The organism is Halioglobus sp. Uisw_031, assembly GCF_047729875.1.
Lineage (GTDB): Bacteria > Pseudomonadota > Gammaproteobacteria > Pseudomonadales > Halieaceae > Marimicrobium.
In genome coordinates, this window is sequence record NZ_CP159826.1 from 3,049,999 (window position 1) to 3,066,512 (window position 16,514).

General features: G+C 52.0%; 16 protein-coding genes. 10 read left to right on the forward strand and 6 right to left on the reverse strand.

The genetic code is table 11. From position 1 onward, the window contains the following. The first annotated feature begins 87 nt into the window (after positions 1-87). Entirely contained in the window at positions 88-1,077 is a 990-nt protein-coding gene (locus ABXT62_RS13755; protein ID WP_415355854.1) for a ThuA domain-containing protein, read from the forward strand. A gap of 181 nt (positions 1,078-1,258) precedes the next feature. Further along, complete coding sequence (locus tag ABXT62_RS13760) at positions 1,259-2,515, forward strand: cytochrome P450 (protein WP_415355855.1); 1,257 nt, start codon at positions 1,259-1,261, stop codon at positions 2,513-2,515. A 28-nt stretch (positions 2,516-2,543) separates the two neighbouring features. Here the strand turns inward: ABXT62_RS13760 and ABXT62_RS13765 are convergent, their stop codons facing one another. The 4 genes from ABXT62_RS13765 to ABXT62_RS13780 form a co-directional block, all read right to left on the reverse strand. Next, on the reverse strand, positions 2,544-3,071 hold the full coding sequence (locus tag ABXT62_RS13765) for a nuclear transport factor 2 family protein (protein ID WP_415355856.1): 528 nt from the start codon (positions 3,069-3,071) through the stop codon (positions 2,544-2,546). A 101-nt stretch (positions 3,072-3,172) separates the two neighbouring features. Then, entirely contained in the window at positions 3,173-3,946 is a 774-nt protein-coding gene (locus ABXT62_RS13770; protein ID WP_415355857.1) for an SDR family oxidoreductase, read from the reverse strand. Further along, entirely contained in the window at positions 3,943-5,412 is a 1,470-nt protein-coding gene (locus ABXT62_RS13775) for an aldehyde dehydrogenase family protein (protein WP_415355858.1), read from the reverse strand. The genes ABXT62_RS13770 and ABXT62_RS13775 overlap by 4 nt, the downstream gene beginning before the upstream one ends. Before the next feature lie 14 nt (positions 5,413-5,426). Beyond that, positions 5,427-6,296: an NAD(P)-dependent oxidoreductase gene (locus tag ABXT62_RS13780; RefSeq protein WP_415355859.1), complete on the reverse strand. Its 870-nt coding sequence runs from the start codon at positions 6,294-6,296 to the stop codon at positions 5,427-5,429. A gap of 167 nt (positions 6,297-6,463) precedes the next feature. On the opposite strand from ABXT62_RS13780, the gene ABXT62_RS13785 reads away from it, so the two are divergent. From ABXT62_RS13785 to ABXT62_RS13805, 5 genes are all read left to right on the forward strand, one after another. After that, entirely contained in the window at positions 6,464-7,486 is a 1,023-nt protein-coding gene (locus tag ABXT62_RS13785; RefSeq protein ID WP_415355860.1) for a MarR family winged helix-turn-helix transcriptional regulator, read from the forward strand. Positions 7,487-7,492: 6 nt separating this feature from the next. After that, entirely contained in the window at positions 7,493-8,227 is a 735-nt protein-coding gene (locus tag ABXT62_RS13790; RefSeq protein WP_415355861.1) for a sterol desaturase family protein, read from the forward strand. Positions 8,228-8,255: 28 nt separating this feature from the next. Then, positions 8,256-8,639 (forward strand): carboxymuconolactone decarboxylase family protein, encoded by a 384-nt coding sequence (locus ABXT62_RS13795; protein WP_415355862.1) that lies wholly within the window; start codon positions 8,256-8,258, stop codon positions 8,637-8,639. A 132-nt stretch (positions 8,640-8,771) separates the two neighbouring features. Then, a complete protein-coding gene (locus tag ABXT62_RS13800; RefSeq protein WP_415355863.1) occupies positions 8,772-9,614 on the forward strand; it encodes an enoyl-CoA hydratase/isomerase family protein in 843 nt (280 codons plus the stop codon). 172 nt (positions 9,615-9,786) lie between these two features. Then, positions 9,787-11,136, forward strand: coding sequence for a succinylglutamate desuccinylase/aspartoacylase family protein (locus tag ABXT62_RS13805; protein ID WP_415355864.1), 1,350 nt, complete (start codon positions 9,787-9,789; stop codon positions 11,134-11,136). A gap of 185 nt (positions 11,137-11,321) precedes the next feature. Here the strand turns inward: ABXT62_RS13805 and ABXT62_RS13810 are convergent, their stop codons facing one another. Both ABXT62_RS13810 and birA read right to left on the reverse strand, forming a co-directional pair. Further along, positions 11,322-12,062, reverse strand: coding sequence for a type III pantothenate kinase (locus tag ABXT62_RS13810; RefSeq protein WP_415355865.1), 741 nt, complete (start codon positions 12,060-12,062; stop codon positions 11,322-11,324). After that, on the reverse strand, positions 12,059-13,036 hold the full coding sequence (gene birA / locus ABXT62_RS13815; RefSeq protein ID WP_415355866.1) for a bifunctional biotin--[acetyl-CoA-carboxylase] ligase/biotin operon repressor BirA: 978 nt from the start codon (positions 13,034-13,036) through the stop codon (positions 12,059-12,061). The genes ABXT62_RS13810 and birA overlap by 4 nt, the downstream gene beginning before the upstream one ends. Before the next feature lie 220 nt (positions 13,037-13,256). Between birA and ABXT62_RS13820 the strand changes: the two genes are divergently transcribed. Genes ABXT62_RS13820 through ABXT62_RS13830 form a run of 3 tightly spaced genes read left to right on the forward strand, consistent with a single transcriptional unit; the run spans position 13,257 to position 16,465 of the window. After that, positions 13,257-13,664: a MerR family transcriptional regulator gene (locus ABXT62_RS13820; RefSeq protein WP_415355867.1), complete on the forward strand. Its 408-nt coding sequence runs from the start codon at positions 13,257-13,259 to the stop codon at positions 13,662-13,664. Positions 13,665-13,677: 13 nt separating this feature from the next. Then, positions 13,678-14,847 (forward strand): isovaleryl-CoA dehydrogenase, encoded by a 1,170-nt coding sequence (locus ABXT62_RS13825; protein ID WP_415355868.1) that lies wholly within the window; start codon positions 13,678-13,680, stop codon positions 14,845-14,847. 10 nt (positions 14,848-14,857) lie between these two features. Next, the gene (locus ABXT62_RS13830; RefSeq protein ID WP_415355869.1) at positions 14,858-16,465 is read left to right on the forward strand and encodes a carboxyl transferase domain-containing protein; all 1,608 of its coding nucleotides are present in this window, start codon (positions 14,858-14,860) and stop codon (positions 16,463-16,465) included. Positions 16,466-16,514 lie beyond the last annotated feature (49 nt).

Consider the following 16,514-nt stretch of genomic DNA (forward strand, 5'->3'; position numbering starts at 1 on the left):
CTTGCGTTCAAAACATGATTCATTGTACTCAAGTAGCACGTTTAATCTCGGATAAAGATCGCTTTATCAAATAAAAAGGAAACGGCTGTGCAGCGTATTTTGTCTTTCTATGTGTCACTGAGTTTGGCGGTTCTGTTTTCGTACAGCAGTCAAGCCGCCATCACACCGCCACTCAACGCACTCATCCTTACCAGCCCTGGCGTCTATCATAATTATGAACAACAAACGCAAGCGCTGGCATTGGGTATTGCCGAGCACGTCAATGTCCGATTCGACGTTTCCTTGGCTGAGCTCGAGCGCTGGAAAACTACGGATTTTGCACAAGGCTATGATGTTCTGATCTACAACCTCTGCATGGCGGACAATCAGGATAAAGCGTTAATCGCCAACCTGCGTCGTCAAACTGAACAGCTCGGTATACCAGCGCTAGTGATTCACTGCACGATGCACTCTTTTCGAGAGACAAGCCTGTGGTGGCCCATGTTCGGACTTCAGACAAAGGCGCATGAATCACTTAAACCACTGGCCCAAATTCAGGCGGCGCCACATCCGATTCTCCAGGGCATTCCCAATGACTGGACGGTGGCCAATGACGAGCTGTACATCAATCTTCAATTTGAAGCCCAGACGCTACTCAGTGCCATCGGAGAGGACACCAAGCCTCATACAACCGCCTGGTTGACCTATCAGGGTACAACGCCGATTTTTGGCACGACGCTAGGGCACAGTGACGAAACGCTGAACGATCCTGCCTTCGGGCGCCTCATCGCCAACGCCCTGTTGTTCGTCACCGACAATCTGTCAGACCGGGGTATCGCGGAGGTCACGCTGGAACCGGTCAATGACGGGGTCAATATCATCAACACTGTTTCCGCACCCGAGGGCGTCGTGTTTCTGGGCGAAGAGGGCATGGATTGTGCCTTCCGCCAGCTCGCTATCGCCGCAGGGCCTTGTTATCTAGGGTGCATCCTCAACCCACTGGAATGGGGCGAGGAAACACAGACGTGCAAGCGCTCCTGCGAACGTAAATTGCCCTCTTCCGATGAGATCATAGGCCACTGTGCTCCCGAGGCATAATCTACACCCTGTCTCCCTAGCGCCGTAATACCCCGGCTGGATAACCGGCTCAAAGGCGCTCTCCCAGCCCCTCGATCAGAATAAAAAGGAATCACTAGACTCTCAAAAAAATACAATCAGGATTGACTGTTTTATTTTTAGCTCCCATACTCCCCGCTTAACCTAGAAAAGGGGATAAACCTTGACTGCACCGACCGTCACTGACAACCGGCCTCTCGCGGACATGGCACTGTTTGATACACACACACTGAAATGCCCCTACCACTACGATAAAACCCTGCGCGATACCGCGCCGGTCTATCAGGATCCGAATTCTGGCGTTTTTGTGATCTCAACCTACGAGCTGATACGCGAAGCACACAAGAACGATGCTGTGTTTTCCAACGAGTTCATGTTGGCGAAGGGCTCCGCAGAAAAGCTTGATGCGGATATCGATGCCGCTATGAAAAATACCTATAACCTAGGCAAGGGAACACTGCTGACGGTAGATGACCCTGAGCACAAAATCTACCGTGACACTGTCAGAGATTTTTTCCTCGCCAAAAACATTGAGCAATATCGCCCTTGGGTGAGCGAACTGGCGGCAAGGTTGGTCAGCGACATTCCTACCGGGCAGCCTTATGACTTCATCAAGAAATTTGCTCGTCCTTTGCCCTTATCCATGATCATGCATGTACTGGGCATCCCTCTGGAAATGATCGACGATGCCTTCAAGTGGACGAATGCCAATGTCACTGTGCTATCGCAGGTCTCAGACAAGCAAGGTTTGTTGGATGCACACGCCGGGGTAAAGGAAGAATACGACTGGTTCGTGACCGCGTTGGATGCACGCCGCGCCAACCCGCAGGATGACTTACTCAATCTGGTTGCCCATGCGACGTTCGAAGGTCGACCACTGACAATAGAAGAACAGCTGGGTCACTGTACGCAATTCCTCGTCGCCGGCAATGAAACCACCACGGCAACACTCGCTGAAGGTATCAGACAATTATGTCTTAATCCGGAGCAGGAAGCGGCAGTACGTAATGACCGTTCGCTCATTCCCAACCTCGTAGAAGAGACATTGCGCCTTGCGACACCCACCTCAAATATGTGGCGCATGACAAAGCAAGATCACACCATCGGTGGGGTAGAGATTCCCCTAGGCAGCATGGTACTGCTGAAGTATTTCTCGTCCAACCACGACGAAGCCATGTTTGACCAACCCATGGAGTTTGATGTGACACGGGCGAACGCAAAACGCCATATCGCCTTCGGGTTTGGCACGCATGTGTGTATCGGCCAGCATCTGTCTAGACTGGAAATGATTGTCGCTTGGGAAAAAATCTTCGATGGCACCACCAGCATGCGACTCAATTGCGCACCACAAGACCTGGATTATATGCCCAATATTCTGCTGCGCGGCCTCGAAAAACTCCCTGTCATTTTCGAAAAATAGACAACGCTTTTGAAGGTGTTTTCAAGCCTCACTGATTGCAGGCGATTTGAGCCGCTAGCTTGGCCTTCATAGGCAACACCCACTGGCTCTTCAATTGAGCCGACAACAAGCCGGCATCATCGAGATCGTCACACAATTTCATCTGATGCGTAAGGTCAAACATATCTAACTGGCGACAAATTTTGGACTCATCGTTCAGCGTGAGAAACGAAATGCCCGGTGTTTCATAAAAAGAACCATCAGCGCGCTGTCCCGGGCCACGGTTCATCCAGTGTGTCACCAGCTTGTTGCCGACACCTGTGTAGACGCCCATATAGGGAAACGTCCAACCTTCCCAACCCACTTGCATGTCTCGCCCGTAATGGGTGGCCTTGATCTCGTCTATGCCGTTAGCGGTGACATCCATTACACCTGCATATTGGCAGGTATAGACGCAGTCTAGAGCATACAGTTCATCGACGAAAAATATCCAGTCATCGGTGCGAGATGCTTCTTCATGCGCGGCAATTAATTTTTCCGCCGTTGCTCTCAGAATCTGTTCCGATAACCCACTCATGTAGTCTCCTCCTAAACATTCACCTGCCGTTACGACTCGTTGATTACGTCCGCACCGGTGACAATAATTATTTTTCAGTAAAATCCAATCGGATATTCACATTAGAATATCGATTTGGATGTTAATGCATTGGGGCGGATTTCCAGCAGATCGATTGCAACGCCCGGAGGTTGTGACAATGCGTAGCGCACCGCGTCCCCCACATGTGTCACCTCCATACCCATGTCCATGTGCGTGCCAGCGTCCTTCCATGCTGCCAGCGCACCCTCCAGCGCCTGTGTGTCCCAGCCATCGGAGAAATTTGTCCATGCGCCACCGGGTCGAATACAGGTAACGCCAATGCCATCAGCCTGTACCTCCAACCTCAGATCGCGCGTAAAGCGCTCTACCGCGGCCTTAGTTGAGGCATAAATCGATAGATGGCTCATCTCATCGTAATGCCAGGCGCTTGCGGAGGAAATTGTGATAATGCGGGGATTTTCACTGCTTTTGAGCATCGGAATCGCCAGCTGGGAACAGAACACTGTACCTAAAAAATTAGTCTGCACTTGCAAGAGCACTTCTTCTTCTACAAGGTTTTCCACCTTGTTCGGTGTCGCCAATCCCGCATTATTCACCAGTCCATCAAGACGTCCGAAATGCGTGTGAATTTTTTCAAAGGCAATACTGACACTCGCTCGAGAACCCACATCAGCAACCACGCCGAGCGCATGGTCCGCGCCAATCTCTGCTACCGCCTGATCAAGACCCGACTGATTACGGCTGATTAGCCCAACGTGCGCGCCATGTTCTACGAGACTTTTAGCAATGGCCAGCCCAAACCCCCGTGAGCCACCGGTCACAATGTAAACATTGTCCTGCAAGTCCACGCTCATTCACCAATCGCAATGGCAATCGTCTTAGTTTCAAGATATTCTTCAAAACCCTCACGGCCCATCTCTCGACCGAGACCACTTTGCTTATAGCCGCCAAAAGGGGCATCTGCCCCGTAAAAATTCCCACCATTCACATTGATTGTGCCGGCACGAATACGCCGCGCAACAGCCAGTGCACGTTCGTCAGTTTCAGACCAGACGCTCCCTGACAGACCATAGTCAGAATCATTGGCGATACGTACGGCATCGTCCTCATCGTCGTAGGCAATGACTGCGAGCACCGGGCCGAAGATTTCCTCGCGCGCGATAGTCATCTCATTCGTCACATCCATAAATACCGTAGGCTCTACATAATAGCCCTTATCCAAATGAGCAGGCACACCGCCACCAATCAACACGCGGGCACCCTGCGCCTTTCCCAGTTCAATGTAGTTAAGGACTCGCTCTCGCTGGCGAGCATTGACCAATGGACCCATTATCTGACTATCAGAGCTCGGATCGCCGTACTGGATAAACCCAAAATAGGTTGGGAGCAATGCCTCTACTTCAGCCTGACGCGAGCGAGGAATGAGTAACCGGGTGTTGATTGCGCAGCCCTGGCCGGAGTGAAAACACACCGCCAGAACACTCAGCAGGCTTGAAGAAAGATCCGCGTCATCAAGAATGATATTGGCTGATTTGCCGCCCAGTTCTAGGAACACTTTTTTAACCGTTTGGGCAGCGCGTGCCATTATATGCTTACCGACCGCAGTGGAGCCGGTAAAGGACACCATATCCACGCGCGGATCGCCCACTAGCTGATCTCCCACTTCTTTCGGGTCCTCAGAGGTAATCACATTGAACACGCCAGGTGGAATATCGGTATGCTCTTTGATCACTCGCCCTAACATTGTCGACGACCAAGGTGTCTCTGGCGCGGCCTTCAATATCAAGGTGCAACCAGCGGCAAGTGCAGGCACACATTTGGCAAGATTAATTTGTAGCGGCACGTTCCACGGGGTGATGCAGGCCACCACCCCAATCGCTTCTTTTTCCACCAAGCGTCGGTTCTTACCACCCATCATCTCAGAAACACCAATATCGCGGCTCCAGTCGAAGTCAGGTAAGCTTTTCAGCGTATAGTCGATAAAACCGATAGGCAATTCGCACTGCGGCCCCATTTCCCCACAAATACCCAGCGGCGCTCCGGTCTCAGCGGCGATCTGTAACTTAAAGTCTTCCTGTACGGCGCGCAGTCCTTGCTGCAATTGTTGCAGACACTTGTGACGAAAGGCATGATTGGTAGACCAGTCGGTCTCATCAAATGCACGGCGGGCAGCGGCAATCGCTCTATCCATATCTTCGCAGCCGGCATCAGCTACGGCGCCCATAACTTCTTCAGTTGCAGGATTAATATTGGGGTACGTTTTCCCGGAAGCGGCTTCACACAGCTCACCGTCTATGAATAATCTTTTTTCAGGGTTCATACTCTTAGCTCCTGTCACATTGGAGGCCGTGATTCGTCTTTGGCCATAAACACATTCTCGATACGATCACATATGTATTGAGCGGTGGGCATAACAACACCCTTAGTATTGGCAGTACTAATAGCACACTCCAAATCTTTTCGGCCCAGCCGTCCCATCGCGCCGAAGTAGGCATCCATGTCTTCTTCACTGGTCGTTTTTACCACAGCATTGCGACCACTGGCGAACATAAACATTTGCTGATTAACAACGCCGTTGGATAACCCGACATCGCGCAACACTTCCACCGAAAGGCCGCAGGCTTCAGCTAACCGTGTCGCCTCCACCATGGCGACAAACTCGGTGTACTGGATAAAGTTATTGCATAGTTTCAGCGCTATACCACAGCCGACAGGTCCAGCGTGTACAATTTTTTCCGCAGAAGTTTGGAACACAGGAGAACCCTGCGCTAATTGCTCCACACTACCGCCCACCATATAACACAACGTGCCGTCGAGTGCCCGGTGCGCTCCGCCTGTAATAGGAGCGTCAATCAGGTTGAGGCCCAGATTAGATGCCTCTTCAGCCCATAACAGCAAATTAGCCTGTGTAACCGTGCTGTGAATCGCTATCAGGGTGCCAGGCGACGCGTGAGCAAAAATACCGTCATCGCCATGCAAAAGATTCTCCACCTGAGCGTCGTCGCGCACACAAATACCTATGTGCACACAGATTTTCGCCAGAGCAGCGGCCGACGCACAGCCTATCGCACCTTCTGCCACCAATTCTTCAACGGCAGGCGCATACACATCATAGACATGTGCACTGAATGCATCGCAGATGAGCCGCTGTGCACAGGGCTTGCCGATATTACCCAACCCTATATAGCCGACATTGATTTTCACCTTAATTCACTCCTCTTATTAACGCCTTTTCCATCTAGCAGCGCATTCTTATTGGCGGCCAGTGTATCCATCAAAAACAGAGTCTGTCAATATAAATTGACTAGTAGTCAAGTTACGTTTACTATTTATTTATGAACGCTCTCAGCCTAGAAAATATCGAGCCCCGTATGGCCAGGAATCGATATCGACATAACTTCTCCCGACACCTGCTCGGTGTAGCACGATACCTTCAAAACACAATGATGACCGCGCTGCACCAACAATACGGGCATGAGCATCTACGATTGAGTTTTAGCCCCTATATCATTCTGCTCGGAGAAGGTGACAAGCGGCTAACGGATCTAGCAGAAATTTTAGGTATTTCTCGGCAGGCCTGCAATCAAGCCGCCAAACAAGTCGTCGCGGCGGGCTATATTGACCGAATCGCTGACCCTGAAGACGGTCGTGCCAAACAACTGACTCTGTCGTCTCATGGCATCAAGCTGCGTCGCGATGGCCTTCATATTGTAGCTGAACTGGATCAGCAGCTAGCAAAAATCATTCACGGCTCACGCATTCTTGATGCAAGTAAGTCTCTACGAAAAATCTCTCATCGCCACTCTCTCAGCCTCGCGCCACCCAGCAATGACGCGAACGCGAACACATCGATGGCTGGGTTACTACCTAGACTCTCAGACTATACGCTGAAACGCCTTATGGAATTGACGCGTGAGAAAGGTCATCCTGGGCTAAAGCTACGTTTCGGTCAGGTACTGGGACTGATTGGTCCTTCTGGAGGACGAATACAGAAAATTGCAGCCATTCAGGACGTGAGCAAGCAAGCTATCAGCGCCATCGGCACAGAGCTGGAAAACCTCGGGTATCTGCAGCGCAAAACCGACCCCTCAGATGCTCGCCAGGTTGTGCTTATCTTCACCGATCACGGAGAGAAGCTGATTACTGACTCAATAATAAGTGGCAATGAGTTGGAAGCGGAGTTTGCCGAGATCATTGGCCAGGCAGCGCTTAAGCGGCTGGACGCGACGCTGCAAGATCTGTACTTCGGGCTCGAACTGGAACAAGGCATTTTTGACACAGGTAGCGCAGCAGAGATTAGTCTGCTGGCACATCAACTTCAACAACGACTCGGCGAGCAAGGCAGTAAGGCACTCGCCACACTGTTGCTCTGTCCTACTGAATACGCGAGGTAAATGACAATGATGACCAACAACGAGTGGCTGGCTTACGTATGGCAGCACTACCACATCCTGAGTTCCCTGGTAGCACTGGCGGGCATTGTAGCGATAACCATTGTGGGCAAGAAGATTCTGTTCCGTGTGCCGGCAGTGGGCGAAATGCGACAGCGCAATAGGGAAAAAGATAAGCCCAAATGGAAGCTGGAAAAATACCCGCCGGTCGTTCGTAGCACCCAGAAAGTCGGCCTGTATTGCAATATTGTTTTTTTCCTTGTACTGCTGCCATTTTGCATCACATTTGAAAACCAAGCGGTATGGAAAGTACTACTGGACAGTGCCATCATTCTGCTTTTTTACGACTTTTTTTACTATCTGTCGCATCGCTTTTGGTTTCATGGGCAAGGTGCCATGCGCAAGATACACGCTGTGCACCATCAGGCCCGCAATCCCACTTACCTGGATGCACACTATGTGCACCCCTTTGAGACGTTCATCGGGCTATCGCTCTACATGGGATCAACAGTAATATTGGCGGCACTTATGGGGCCTTTTCAGATCACCACCATAATCCTAACGTATCTGATATTCACCCAGCTTAACCAGATTAATCACGTCTATCTGAATCTGCCGCACTTCCCCTTCAAAACCATGAACTGGGTTGTGGCCAAGCATCACGTGCACCATGAGAATATGCACAAAGGCAACTATTCAACGATTACACCTCTTTACGATAAAATTTTTGGCACACTAGACTAGAGTAGACTGAACTCATCGGAGAGACATTATGAATGACGAAGAACGCCGCGCCCTGGGCGAGGAAAAAATAAAGGATGTTTACGCCGGAGATGTTGTAGTTCCTCCAGAGGGCTATGCTTTTACCGACATTATGCTCAAACAATTGTTCGCCGAACTGTGGACACGAGAAACCCTTTCTATGCGAGACAAGCGCATTCTGCTGCTGGGTATTATCGCAGAGAAGGGCGAGCCCACGACATTCAAAATACAGATCAAAGCCTCTCTCAAGAGAGGCGAAATCAACCCAGCCGAAGCACGAGAGTTTCTCCTTTTCATCGCACAGTACGCTGGATATCCGCGAGCAGCCTCAATGCTGGGACCGGTCGAACAGGCTATTGCAGAATTCGAAAAAGAGACTGCGGACGCCAGCTAAACAAGCCGTTCGGCACTGCAACTTACAGCTTTTTCTGACCCAATGGTTGCCATTCGCTGCGAGCGACTCCAAAATAGTGAATCCAGCATTTGCGTTAAGCGGATGCAGCTGTCCTAAAGAGGAAAAGCCACCATGAAACCGCAAGATTTTCGAGACATAACCTATGCTAAGGATGATGCGGGCATTGTTACGCTGACACTAAATACGCCGGGGCGCAAAAACGCTCTCAGCGCCGTCACTTTTCTGGAGCTTTTTTACGCTGTGGATCACTTTCAGTCCGATGAGTCAGCGCATGCGATGATATTGACGGGCGCAAAGGATCCAAACTCTAATGATCCGAAAAAAGAAGCCTTTAGCAGCGGCGGATACTTCAACCCTGATGCCTTTGAAGGTTTAGCACCAGAGGTATTAGCAGACATTGATATGTCAGATGTTGCCCAAAAACGCACGACTATGAAGTTTTATGAGTGTGACAAGCCGGTCATTGCCGCCATCAACGGGCTCGCAATCGGTGGAGCGTTTACGCTTTGTCTAGCCGTTGCCGATCAGATCTACATGTCAGAGCACGCTTGGATACAACTTCCTTTCGCGAAACTTGGGATTGCTGCCGAACTCGCTTCCACTTTTCTGTTGCCACGTTTGCTTGGATTCCAAAAGGCCAAGGAAATGCTTTTTTTTCCAGAACGTATTAGTGCAGAAAAAGCCGTAGAGCTAGGGATTGCCAACAAGGTCTTACCCCACGACGAGCTTCTAAACTACGCCAAGGAGCAAACGCTGCAACTTATACCCCCTTTAGGTCCTGCGATGTCCATTCGCGAGATGAAGCGATGCATGCACCAGCCCCATATCGACTCACTTGAAAAGGCCCTTGATATGGAGAACAACGCGCTGGCAAAGCTCATGCATACTGAAGACTTTGCCGAGGGAATGATGGCGCGTATTGAACGAAGATCGCCGGTATTTAAGGGCAGATAATTCAGCGTCACGCGCCCGGCTGACCCAGCCAAGCTGCGTCAGCGTATTCAACCTTCCCTCGACAGTGGCGTTTGCCACAGACTCCAAAGGCTCTTCGATGTATCGATATCTTTTTTCAGACAACCGGATTTTTACCCTGCGCCCGCTGATATGCGTAGGCGTATGCTTCTTCATGACATCGGCGCTAGCGCAGGTTGATGAGGCGCAGGTGGGCGAAGTTCGGGTTGACGAGATACAAATTGATAAGATGCAGACTCCTGCCGGGGAAGTCATCGTTGAGCAGGCTCTTCCTGCGCCAACACCTGAAGCTCAGACAACGCTTACAGCGGTCGAGGGGATTGCGACTGAAACCACTATCGCCAACAAAGAACCGGATGCCACTGATGAGGAGCGGGTCGAGTCTATCTCAGAGCCGCCGAATGATATACTGGATATTCTAGGTGCCACAATAGCTCTAGGGGAGACACGACGACTGCTCTGGGTCGCAGGAGAAACCTCTTACGGCAGTAAATTAGAAGCGCCGGTTAACATCATACGTGGAAAATATCCCGGCCCAACCTTGTGCCTCACAGCGGCTATTCATGGTGACGAATTGAACGGCGTTGAAATTGTGAGGCGATTGATCAGTAAGCTCTCTGCAAAGAAGTTACACGGGACGGTCATTGGTGTTCCCATTGTCAATTTACTGGGCTTCACCAATGGCACACGGTATCTACCAGACCGACGCGACCTTAATCGACACTTTCCAGGTAACCCTAAGGGTAGTTCTGCATCGCGCATCGCATATTCTTTTTTTCAGGATATCGTACGTCATTGCGATTTATTAATAGATCTGCATACCGGCTCACTGGCTCGAACTAACATTGCGCAAGTCAGAGCAAACCTGCAAGTTCCTGAGGTACTGGAATTCACCACCAAGTTTGGCTCAACGGCGGTATTACACAGCAGAAAACTTCGTGGCAACTTACGCAGTGCCGCGGTCAACTATGGTATACCTGCCGTCGCTCTAGAGTTGGGTGAACCCGGAAGCCTGCAGGAAAAGCACATCAAAGAAGGAGTCAAAATTATAAAGGCCGTGCTGCGTGGAGTGAATATGACGCGCCCCTTCTGGGCGACCAGCGGGTCGCAAGCCGTATTTTATAGCTCACGCTGGGTGAGAGTTAATTACGGAGGGCTGCTGATTTCCAATGTTGACATCGGCGAGCGCATTTGGGAAGGCACCGTTTTGGGATCGATCGTCAATCCTATAACCGATGAGACCTTTGAAATCCTTTCCCCCTACTCAGGTCGGGTTCTGGGCATGGCACTCAACCAGTTTATGTTGCCAGGATACGCCGCTTTTAATATTGGCATCGCCGCCGACAGAGATAGCGCAGCTGTCGAGGCACAAATTTTTGAGTGTATCGATACTGACGATCAGATTGGCGATGAGCTTAGCTGCTCACTCGACGACGAAGAGGCGGAGCAAATTGAGCGCGACGACATTGTTCTTGGTGAACAGGAAGAAGAAGATGAGTCATAATAAAAAATCTAACTTAAGGTATAGACAGACATCAGAATTACACACTGGTGGTATTTTTCTCAGTGCTTCATGGATCAATAATCAACAATCTCTGTCGGTGCTAACGGGATTTCGGCTATCTCCTCCCCTCGCCCGCACTGCGTGATCAACCAAGCCTTCGAAGGTACCACCGTGCCAACGCCACATCATCGTAATGAGGCCATTATCTCCAGGCCCTCAAACACGAGATCCGGAACGACTTCTCCGCCGTGATCGACTAACTCCATAAGCGACTGGCCCGCACCTCCGCAAAACAGTATCGCCATTGGCTCGCTGGCTGCCTGTTCCAACGCCAGCGTAATCGCGCCCGCTTGCGCCAGCGCAATGCCATGGCGCACTGCGTGCGCGGTTGAGGTGCCGGGAGACAGTCCATAGCCGACTTCTTCATCAAACCGGACGCGATCAGTATCGAGCAATAAGGCACGCTCCATCAAAGCTGCTCCGGGAATGATGTAACCACCCTCATGACGACCATCAGCACTAACAATATCGATGGTAAGGGCAGAGCCACTATCGATAACACACACCCTGCTCTTTTTGCGCTCCCGACCTCCGAGCATTGCCAGCCAGCGATCAACCCCCATGCGTCCCGGTTCCTCATAACTGTTCATCAGGCTGCCCGTGCGCGATTCAGAACGCGCAAACCACGGCGCGATACCCCATTGGTTTTCCAACAGGCGCGACAGCTGTAATTCTGACGCTGCGGTGGTCACACTTGAAATCCAGATATGATGCAGCGATTCGCAGCAATTCAGTAATCGTTGCTGCGAGCTTTCATCATTAGGCCGATAATCTCCACGGCTTATGACTTTATTGCCGTTGACCAAGCGCCATTTCGCACGGGTGTTGCCGATATCAAGCTGCAGACAGACGCCAGGACTGTTCATGAGGCTGCCCTCAAAGACACTTCACCACCGTACACCGACTGCAAGCCAGTCGCGGTCTCCAACTGCAGCGCACCGCGCGCATCTACTCCACGCGCGATGCCAGCAAGAGGCACTTCGCCAGCATGTAGCACCACAGCAGCATCGGCTAACGCATCCAGAGACTGCCATTCCTCACGCCAATGGGCAAATCCGCGCTGCTCGAAATCAGCCACCAGCGGCAACAACTCATTTAACAGCGCTGCCAATATCCTGCTGCGGCCGGGAGTCTGACTTGAGGTCATTGTGTTGATATCTGTCCAAGCTTGGTCAATAGCACCCGCCGCCGCGTCAGGCATGGCCACATTAAGACCCACACCGATGACGACCCGACAGCTTCCGGCCGCGTCACCGCTCATCTCCAACAATATACCCCCGAGTTTGGCACCATCGTATAGCACATCGTTAGGCCATTTGAGCTGCACAGCAGGCACATCACAGGCTCGCAGTGCGCGCGCAACGGCGACCCCTACGGCCAAGCTCAGCCCCTCTAAAGCCGCCGCCCCCTGAGTAAACTCCCACAGCAGAGACAAATAGAGATTACTCGCATAGGGGCTGACCCACTGCCGACCACGGCGGCCGCGACCCGCGGACTGTTGCTCCGCAGTGCACACCAAGCTGGTCAAGCCGTCCTGCTCGGCCAAACGCATCACATGGGCGTTGGTCGAGTCGACCGTGTCGAGAATCTCCAGACGGCCCATCAGTGCAGCGGCACGCGGATCAAGTCCAGCTTTCACCTGAGCGGCATCGAGCAGGTCAATACCGCCAGGAATGCGATAGCCCTTACCCTTCACTGACTCAATGGCAAGCACCGAGTCGTTCACTAGGCGATTGACCTGTTTCCAGACAGCAGTGCGACTCACACCCATAGCCTCTGCAAGATCCTGGCCCGAGTGAAACTCGCCATCGGCAAGCAGCGGCAATAATGATCTTGACATGAATGACGGTACTCTTCGGTCACTGGAGGAGGGATGATAGCAAATAATCCCGATATATCGAGTGGCATAACTCTTCCAGCGCGCGGATTATCCCGCCTAGCGGCTACAGGAGCGGACCTGAATCATCTCATCGTCCTAACCTCAACTAACCTTCCGTTTACGTTAACGTCATTGTTTGATACAGTGTCGTTTGTCACTCGTTGTGCGGAAGGAACAGCACATGCCAAACCAAACCTACACAATCTCAGAGCTGGCTAGCGAGTTCGGGGTCACCACCCGCGCCATCCGTTTTTACGAGGAAAAAGGCCTCGTCCAGCCCCTACGTGAGGGGCAGAGGCGAGTCTATACCGCTGCTGACCGGGTTCGCATAAAGCTGATCCTGCGTGGAAAGCGTATTGGCATGACGCTGCAGGAAAGCGTCGAAGTGATTGATTTGTACGACCCGCAGCACAACAACACACAGCAACTTCTCTCACTGATCAATACGATCTCAGGGCGCCAAGCTAGACTTCTGCAGCAAAAAGACGATATCGATGACATGCTGACAGGACTCAGCGAGGTACTGGGGCTTTGCGAGAAGGCGCTGGGAAAACGCCAGAAAAAAATTTCAGCAACCCCAAAGAAATGATAGGACATTCATTATGAGCTCCCGCTACCCTACCCTCAACTTTGGCCTTGGGGAAGACATCGACATGCTGCGCGATGCGGTCTACCAAATGTGCCAAAAAGAAATTGTCCCGCGCGCGGCAGACATAGACCGCAGTAATGAGTTCCCCATGGATCTATGGCGAACGTTAGGAGACATGGGCCTGCTGGGAATTACCGTAGAAGATAGCTATGGCGGCAGCAATATGGGGTACCTCGCCCACTCGGTGGTCATGGAGGAAATTAGCCGCGCCTCTGCCTCTGTCGGACTGTCCTATGGCGCCATGTCCAATCTGTGCCTTAACCAGTTAGCCAAAAACGGCAATGAGGAACAAAAACAGAAATACCTTCCAAAGCTGTGTTCGGGTCAACACATAGGCGCACTGGCCATGTCAGAAGCCAACGCCGGCTCCGACGTGGTGAGCATGAAATTAAATGCTCGCAAACAGGGCGACAGCTACATACTCAACGGGACTAAAATGTGGATCACCAACGGCCCCGATGCCCATGTCTACATAATCTATGCCAAAACCGATCCTGAGGCAGGATCCAAAGGCATTACTGCGTTCATCGTTGAGCGCGATGCCCCAGGATTCTCCCGCTCGCCTAAACTCGACAAACTCGGTATGCGCGGCTCCAACACCTGTGAGCTGGTCTTCCAAAATTGTGAGGTGCCAGCTGAAAATAGACTGCACAATGAAGGCGACGGCGTGAGAATACTCATGTCGGGGCTAGACTATGAACGCACTGTATTGTCCGGAGGACCGGTGGGCATCATGCAAGCCTGCCTGGACGAGGTTCTGCCCTACCTGCACGACCGCAAACAATTCGGACAGAGCATAGGAGAGTTCCAACTGATGCAGGGCAAGCTGGCAGACATGTACGCCGACCTCAATGCCTGTCGTGCCTATTTATACGCCGTCGCAAGTGCCTGTGACAGAGGTGAGGGAACACGTCAGGACTGCGCTGCAGTAATTCTTTATACCGCAGAGAAAGCGACCCAGATGGCACTGCAGGCAATACAGGCGCTGGGCGGTTTCGGTTATACCAATGATGCCAACGCTGGACGCCTGCTGCGTGATGCCAAACTGTACGAAATCGGCGCAGGCACCTCCGAAATACGGCGCATGCTCATCGGCCGCGAACTGTTTAACGCAACTGCTTAGGAGCACACACATGGCACTGCTGGATTCACGCATCAATACTCGGGACGACATTTTCGGAAAAAATCGGGAACACATGGAAGTGCAGGTTGATGACCTGCGACAGCGAGTCGATGTTATTCACCAAGGAGGTGGCAAAAAGGCTCAGGAGCGTCACACCTCCCGCGGCAAGCTACTCCCGCGGGAGCGACTCAATGCCTTACTGGATCCGGGCTCTCCATTTTTAGAGCTGTCCCAGCTCGCCGCCTACAAAGTCTATACAGACGATGTGCCGGGCGCCGGAATCATTACCGGTATTGGCCGCGTCTCCGGTCTGGAATGCATGATCTTTATAAACGACGCCACGGTTAAGGGCGGCGCCTACTATCCGCTCACAGTAAAAAAACAGGGTCGAGCGCAAACCATTGCCGAAGAGAATCACTTGCCCTGCCTCTACCTCGTGGATTCTGGTGGTGCCTTTTTGCCGTTACAGGACGAGGTATTTCCGGATCGCGAGCACTTCGGGCACGCGTTCTACAATCAGGCACGTATGTCATCGAAGGGAATCCCACAGATAGCCGCGGTGCTGGGTTCCTGCACCGCCGGCGGGGCTTATTTGCCCGCTATGGCGGATGAATCCATTATCGTCAAAAATCAGGGGACCATTTTCTTGGGTGGACCCCCGTTAGTAAAAGCCGCTACCGGTGAAATCGTTTCGGCGGAAGAGCTAGGCGGAGCTGATGTGCACTGCCGTACCTCCGGCGTCACCGACCATTATGCCAACAATGATCATCACGCTCTGGAACTGTTACGTCGCTCAGTGAGTCGCCTGAATCGAGTCAAGCCCGTTACCATAGACGTGCAACCTAGCGTCGAGCCGCTCTATCCTGTGAAAGACATTTATGGCGTGATTCCTGCTGACACCAAACAGCCTTACGATGTACGCGAAGTGATTGCCCGCATCGTCGATGGCTCAGATTTTGACGAATTTAAAGCGCTGTTCGGTGAGACGCTAGTCTGTGGCTTCGCGCGTATTCACGGATACCCGGTGGGCATCGTCGCGAACAACGGCATACTATTCAGTGAGTCAGCGGTCAAGGGGGCTCACTTCGTCACGTTGTGCGCGCAGCGGAAAATACCATTGGTATTCCTGCAGAACATCACGGGTTTCATGGTGGGCAAGCAATATGAGGCAGGGGGTATCGCTCGTCACGGTGCAAAAATGGTGCACGCCGTAGCCTGTGCCAGAGTGCCCAAATTTACGGTGATGATAGGGGGATCATTCGGCGCGGGTAACTACGCCATGTGTGGACGTGCCTATGAGCCGCGCTTTCTTTTCATGTGGCCTAACGCTCGTATCTCAGTCATGGGTGGCGAGCAGGCAGCGGGGGTACTCGCTACGATAAAACAGGACCAGATGGCGCGCGATGACAAGCTCATGAGCCCCGAAGAGGAGGCTGCCTTCAAGCAGCCTATTATCGATTTGTATGAAGAACAGGGGCACCCCTACTACGCGTCAGCGCGATTATGGGATGACGGGGTGATAGATCCGGCAGATACCCGCAAGGTCCTGGGTCTCTGTATTTCAGCGTCATTGAATGCGCCAATTGAGGAGACGTCTTTCGGCGTATTCAGGATGTGATGCGCTTGATCGATCGTTGTTTCTCATTTCTCCGCTCTCTACCGAATAA